This window comes from Stenotrophomonas sp. SPM, assembly GCF_003105135.1.
Lineage (GTDB): Bacteria > Pseudomonadota > Gammaproteobacteria > Xanthomonadales > Xanthomonadaceae > Stenotrophomonas.
Map to the genome: position 1 here is coordinate 1 of NZ_QETL01000160.1, position 5,582 is coordinate 5,582.

A 5,582-nucleotide genomic window follows, 5' to 3' on the forward strand; every position below is an offset into this window, starting at 1 on the left:
AGCCGGCCTGCCGAGCCCGCTGCAGAGGCCGTCTTCGCACCGCCAGCGCCTGCTGCCCCCGCACCCGCCGCAGCGCCGCCAGCGCCGGCCGCCTACTCGGCGCCGGCCCCGGCTGCAATGGAAATGGATTCGATCCAGGGCGCAGCTGCGGCCAGCGCCGACGCGGTTCGCAGCCAGCGCCGTACGGCACCGGCGGCATCCAAGACCAATGCCACCGCACCGTCCAGTGCACCGGGGGTGATGCTGCGCCGGTCCAGCGATGCCGCGCTCAGTGCCACGGCAGTGAACGCCGAAGTAGCCGCCGACGCCTCGCTGCCGCGCCGACAGTGGCTGCAGAAGATCCGCCAGCGCCGCGACAACGGCCAGCGCGACCTGGCCCGTGCCAGCCTGGAGCGCTACCTGCAGCTGTATCCCGAAGCGCGCCTGCCCAAGGACCTGCGCCCGCTGCTGGACGACTGAGGCAGGCCCGCGCCGACCCCGTAGAATGGTGGGAATGCCCGATACCCTCGCCCAGCCCGTCAGCCATACGCTGGACATCAAGCACAGCCGCTTCACCGCCCACGCCGCGCCCATCGACAGCGGCGCGGGGGCACTGGCGTTCCTGCAGCAGGTGGCCGTGGCCGATGCCACCCACAACTGCTGGGCCTACCGGCACGGCCAGGATTACCGTTCCAGCGATGATGGCGAGCCCGCAGGCACCGCCGGCCGGCCGATCCTGGCGGCCATCGATGGCCAGGGCTTCGACCGCGTGGTGGTGGTGGTGACCCGCTGGTATGGCGGCATCAAGCTGGGTGCCGGCGGCCTCGTGCGCGCCTACGGTGGCACCGCCGCCGAGTGCCTGCGCACCGCGCCACGCCTGCCGCTGGTGGCGATGGCGCGCCTGCAGCTGCTGGCCGGCTTCGAGGATCTGGGCACCCTGCACGCCGCCCTGCCCGCCTTCGCCGCAGAAAAGCGCGATGAACAGTTCGATGCCAACGGTGTGCGCCTGCGGGTGGAATTGCCTGCCGACCAGGTCGACGCATTGAAAATCCGCCTGCGCGACGCCACCCGTGACCGTATCCGCATAGAAGATGACGACCAGGATGACTGACAAGGACGAGACGTCCGCTTCAACCCCGCCGCTGCGTCGCCTGGGCAGCCTGCGTACGCTGTGGCCGTTCGTGCGCCGCCACAGCGGGTTGTTCACCGCCTGGCTGCTGGCCCTGGCGGTCTCCTCGGCGGCCACGCTGAGCCTGCCGCCGGCGGTCAAGCAGATGATCGACCACGGCTTCAGCAGCGGCGGCCAGATCAACCGCGCGTTCGCCCTGCTGATGCTGGTGGCGGTGGTGATGGCGCTGGGCACGGCCGCGCGCTTCTACTTCGTGTCGCTGCTGGGCGAAAAGGTCGTCGCCGACCTGCGCAGCCAGCTGTACGCACACCTGATCCAGCTCGGCGCCGGCTTCCATGACCGCAGCCGCAGTGGCGAACTGGTTTCGCGCCTGACCGCCGATACCGAACTGCTGCGCAGCGTGGTCGGCTCGACCATGTCGGTGGCCCTGCGCAGCAGCGTGACCGTAGTCGGCAGCCTGGCCATGCTGTTCGTCACCAGCCCGCGGCTGGCGGCGTGGTCGCTGCTGGGCATCCCGCTGGCGGTGCTGCCGATCATCATCGGCGCGCGCAAGCTGCGCGTGGTCGCGCGCAACAGCCAGGACCGCATCGCCGATGCCAACAGCCTGGCCAGCGAGACCCTGGGTGCGGTGCGCACCGTGCAGGCACATGCCCGCGAGCCTTACGAGCGCGGTCGCTTCGACCACGCGCTCGGCGATGCCATCACTGCCGCGCGCCGTCGCATCGGCGCGCAGTCGCTGGTCACCGCCAGCGCCATCCTGCTGGTGTTCGGCGCCATCGTCGGCGTGCTCTGGCTGGGTGCGCACGATGTCATCGATGGCCGCCTGAGTGCCGGCACCCTCGGCCAGTTCGTGCTGTACGCACTGATCGGCGGCGGCTCGGTGGGCGCGCTGGCCGAAGTCTGGAACGAACTGCAGCGCGCGGCCGGCGGCATGGGCCGCATCGGTGAGCTGCTGCAGGAAGACATCGAGATCCGTGCACCCGCACAGCCGCATGCGCTGCCGCAACCGCTGCAGGGGCAGATCCAGTTCGACGACGTGGTGTTCCACTACCCGCAGCGGCCGGACCAGCCGGCGCTGGACCACTTCAGCCTGAACGTGCGTCCCGGCGAGACCGTGGCCCTGGTCGGCCCGTCCGGTGCCGGCAAGAGCACGGTGCTGTCGCTGCTGCTGCGCTTCCATGATCCGGCCAGCGGCCGCATCTGCGTGGACGGCCACGACGTGCGCGAAGTCGATCCGGCCGACCTGCGTGCGCAGCTTGCGCTGGTGCCGCAGCAGCCGACCCTGTTCGCCACCAGTGCGCGCGACAACATCCGCTACGGCCGCCTGCAGGCCAGCGATGCCGAGGTGGAAGCCGCGGCGCGTGCTGCCGAAGCCGACGGCTTCCTGCGCGCCCTGCCGCAGGGCTACGACAGCGAGCTGGGCGAGCGTGGTGCGCGCCTGTCTGGCGGCCAGCAGCAGCGCGTGGCGATCGCCCGCGCCCTGCTGAAGGATTCGCCCATCCTGCTGCTGGACGAGGCCACCAGCGCACTGGATGCGCAGAGTGAGCACAGCGTGCAGCAGGCGCTGGAACGGCTGATGGCCGGGCGCACCACCGTGGTGATCGCCCATCGCCTGGCGACCGTACTCAAGGCCGACCGCATCGTGGTGATGGACCAGGGCCGCATTGTCGCCGAGGGCACCCATGCGCAGCTGCTGGCTGAAGGTGGACTGTATGCGGAGCTGGCGCGATTGCAGTTCGTCGATTGATTGACGGCCGGCTAACACCGGCCGGCCCAAGCTGGCGGCGAAACCGAAGGATCCGCTGAAGGAGGTGCACGATGTCGTTCCGTCAGTTCCCTGCAGTCGACGCCAATGGCGAAAGCCACATCATCATCGAGTTCAAGCCCGATGCCAGCGGTAGCGGCCAGAAGGTGGAGACCAGCCCGCGCTATGAACTGGATGACGGTCGCCACCTAGTCCGCAATGGCCGCGAGTTCACCACCAGTGGCGGCGAGCTGCGGTTGACGATCTGAGGTTCGCCGGGCATGGCCCGGCGCAACCGGATTTCGCGCTGACCCGCTCTGGTAGGTGTCGACCCTGGTCGACACGGTTCGCCCGCCCGCCATGGCCCGGCGCAACCGAAATTGACGTGGTCAATTTTTCACCAATCATCTTGACAGCCTTGCCTGCCAAGGGCTGCGCGCGGTTATCCACACGTTTGCTCAGAAATCATCCACACCGCCTGTGGATGACTAGGCCTGCCCCAGCACCCGGCCGATGCCGCTGGCATCGACGGCCACCGCCGCCCCCGCGATGGCCAGCGGATCGCTGCCCGCCACGAAACCGATACGGAAATGCACCTCGCCGCCCGGTGTACGCGAGGAGTGGATCGAGGCCAGGCTGATGCTGTGCTGCTCGAACACGTGCAGCAGCTCGCGCAGCGAACCCGGCCGATCCTCCGGCAGGTGCACCGACAAGGCGTTGCGCTCGGTCAGGTCGGCCAGCAGGTAGCCCACGCGCTCGAAGGTGTAGTTGCCCGCGGCCAGCGCGGGCTCACCAAAGGCGTCGTGGTTGGCGGCCAGCAGCTGCTCGCGGAACCAGTTACGCGCCGTGTCGTCGCCCTGCCCGACCTGCGCCTGCAGTGCCTGCAGCTGGCCGACCAGACGATCCAGCATCGGCGCCACGTAGGGGTTGCCGAACTGGATGTCTTCGTAGATCGCCGGGTTCAACGACAGGATGCGCGAGATGATCGCCGTATCCAGTTCGAACGAGGCCGAGCGGTACGGCATCATCGCGGCCAGATCGCCCAGCTGCGGCTGGTACTCGCGCAGCACGCCGGCCTGCGCCAGGTGGGTGGCATGCACCATCGCCTGCACCAGCGCCATCATCTGATCGTGGTGCTGGGGCGTGGCGCGCACGCACTCGGCCTGCAGGGCCGCGCAGAGGCTGTCGACCCACGGTCGCCAGTGCTGCAGCCGCGCCTCGCAGACCACCATCACCCGGCCCTTCAGGGTCGGTGCCTTCGGCGGCGCGGTCATCGGGTGCAGGCCGACCACTTCGGCCTGCGAGGCCAGCATCGCCTGCACCGGCGCATCCTTCACCGAGGTGACGTCCAGCCACAGGCGGCCGTGTTCGCGGCCGGCCGACTGCTGCACGTAGTCGGCGATCAGCGCCGGCGTGTGCCGGATCGGTGCCGAAAACACCAGCACATCGGCCTGCGCCAGCAGCTGCTCGGGCGTATGCGAGGCCGCATCGGCCGGATCATGGCCGATCACCTGCAGCTGCATGTGCTGCTGGAAGAAGCGGGCCAGCCAGCGCCCGTAGGCGCCGGCACTGCCAACGATGCCGACCGTGCGCGGCGTGCGCGTCTGCAGCCCGCTCATGCCACGCGTTCGGCGTGGAAGCGGGTGGCCTCCGCCAGCGCAGCAGGCGCGGCAGCGATCACGTCGAACTCCTCGAAGCCGTTGGCCAGGGTGGCTTCCAGCGCGGCATGGGTACCGGCGATGGCGCGCGAAATGGCCTGCTGCATCGTCTCGCCGCGCAGCAGGAAGGACACCACCAGCGACATCAGCACATCACCGGTGCCGGCCACATCCACCGGCAGCAGCGGCGAGGTCCAGCGCCAGGTTTCCTCGCGCCCAACGGCCAGTGTCACCAGCTCGCCGGGGTTGCCGCCCACGCTGTGCGCGATCACCCACTGCGGGCCACGCGCCAGCAGCGCGCGCGCGGCGGCGATGGCATCAGCCTCGGCCAGCGCCGGCATGCAGGTCAGGCGATTGAGTTCAAATGCGTTGGGCGTAACCAGCCAGGCATGCGGCAGCAGGCGCTCGGCGAAGATCGCTTCCAGCCCGGGCTCCACATAGGGGCCGGTGTGGGTGTCACCGATCACCGGGTCCAGGCAGTAACGCAGCTGCGGACAGGCCGGCAGGATCTCGTCCATCCAGTCGGCGAAGACAGCACCGTTGGCGGCGCTGCCGAAGTAGCCGGAGACCAGCATTTTCGCCCGCTGCGGCAGGCCGCGCTCGCGGGTGCCGAGCAGCAGGTCGGCGAACCAGTCAGCGGGCAGCACGCGGCCGCGGGTGGTGTCGTAGAACGGCGCATTGCTGAGCAGGACGGTCGGGATTTCCGCCACGCGCACGCCGAGGGCGCGCATCGGTGGGGCGGCGGCGCTGTTGCCGGCGTGGCCGTAGACGAGCTGCGACTGGACGGAGATGACGTCGATCGGCGAGGGCCCGTCGGGGCGCTGGCGACGGCCGTGGAGCAAGTGGTTGTCGAGGGATTCGCTCATGCCCGCATTCTACGCCCAAGGGGGTTTTCGGCAGGGCTTGCAGCACTGCACCTGCTCAATGCAACGGCAACATCAACGTCAAAAGCCGGAGCGGCATTCCGTGGGATGGCGGGGCGGTGTGGGTGGTCAGGACACGCCGTAAACCCATCCCTGGGGGCTCGATGGCGCCATCCATGGCGCCAACGGTCCTGCCCACCCACACCGCC

At 69.6% G+C, this 5,582-nt stretch carries 5 protein-coding genes and 1 pseudogene; 4 read left to right on the forward strand and 2 right to left on the reverse strand.

Annotated elements, in window-relative coordinates; translation table 11 throughout:
• The 4 genes and pseudogenes from DCO49_RS19175 to DCO49_RS19190 form a co-directional block, all read left to right on the forward strand.
• Positions 1-459 (forward strand): annotated as a pseudogene (locus tag DCO49_RS19175) (hypothetical protein); the annotation flags it as partial.
• A gap of 34 nt (positions 460-493) precedes the next feature.
• Entirely contained in the window at positions 494-1,090 is a 597-nt protein-coding gene (locus tag DCO49_RS19180) for a YigZ family protein (protein ID WP_116865346.1), read from the forward strand.
• Positions 1,083-2,855 (forward strand): ABC transporter transmembrane domain-containing protein, encoded by a 1,773-nt coding sequence (locus tag DCO49_RS19185; protein WP_116865347.1) that lies wholly within the window; start codon positions 1,083-1,085, stop codon positions 2,853-2,855. Before DCO49_RS19180 ends, DCO49_RS19185 begins: the two co-directional genes overlap by 8 nt.
• A 71-nt stretch (positions 2,856-2,926) precedes the next feature.
• Complete coding sequence (locus DCO49_RS19190; RefSeq protein ID WP_108768574.1) at positions 2,927-3,121, forward strand: hypothetical protein; 195 nt, start codon at positions 2,927-2,929, stop codon at positions 3,119-3,121.
• A 219-nt stretch (positions 3,122-3,340) separates the two neighbouring features.
• Here the strand turns inward: DCO49_RS19190 and DCO49_RS19195 are convergent, their stop codons facing one another.
• A complete protein-coding gene (locus tag DCO49_RS19195) occupies positions 3,341-4,471 on the reverse strand; it encodes a prephenate dehydrogenase (protein WP_116865348.1) in 1,131 nt (376 codons plus the stop codon).
• Positions 4,468-5,376 carry a pyridoxal kinase gene (gene pdxY / locus DCO49_RS19200; protein WP_116865349.1) on the reverse strand — a complete coding sequence of 303 codons (909 nt, stop codon included), beginning with the start codon at positions 5,374-5,376 and terminating at the stop codon, positions 4,468-4,470. The genes DCO49_RS19195 and pdxY overlap by 4 nt, the downstream gene beginning before the upstream one ends.
• Positions 5,377-5,582: the final 206 nt, after the last annotated feature.

Coding starts and splice junctions, on each gene's coding strand:
- DCO49_RS19195 (WP_116865348.1), bottom strand. CDS start 4,471: ATGAGCGGGCTGCAGACGCGCACGCCGCGCACGGTCGGCATCGTTGGC.
- DCO49_RS19180 (WP_116865346.1), top strand. CDS start 494: ATGCCCGATACCCTCGCCCAGCCCGTCAGCCATACGCTGGACATCAAG.
- DCO49_RS19185 (WP_116865347.1), top strand. CDS start 1,083: ATGACTGACAAGGACGAGACGTCCGCTTCAACCCCGCCGCTGCGTCGC.
- DCO49_RS19190 (WP_108768574.1), top strand. CDS start 2,927: ATGTCGTTCCGTCAGTTCCCTGCAGTCGACGCCAATGGCGAAAGCCAC.
- pdxY (WP_116865349.1), bottom strand. CDS start 5,376: ATGAGCGAATCCCTCGACAACCACTTGCTCCACGGCCGTCGCCAGCGC.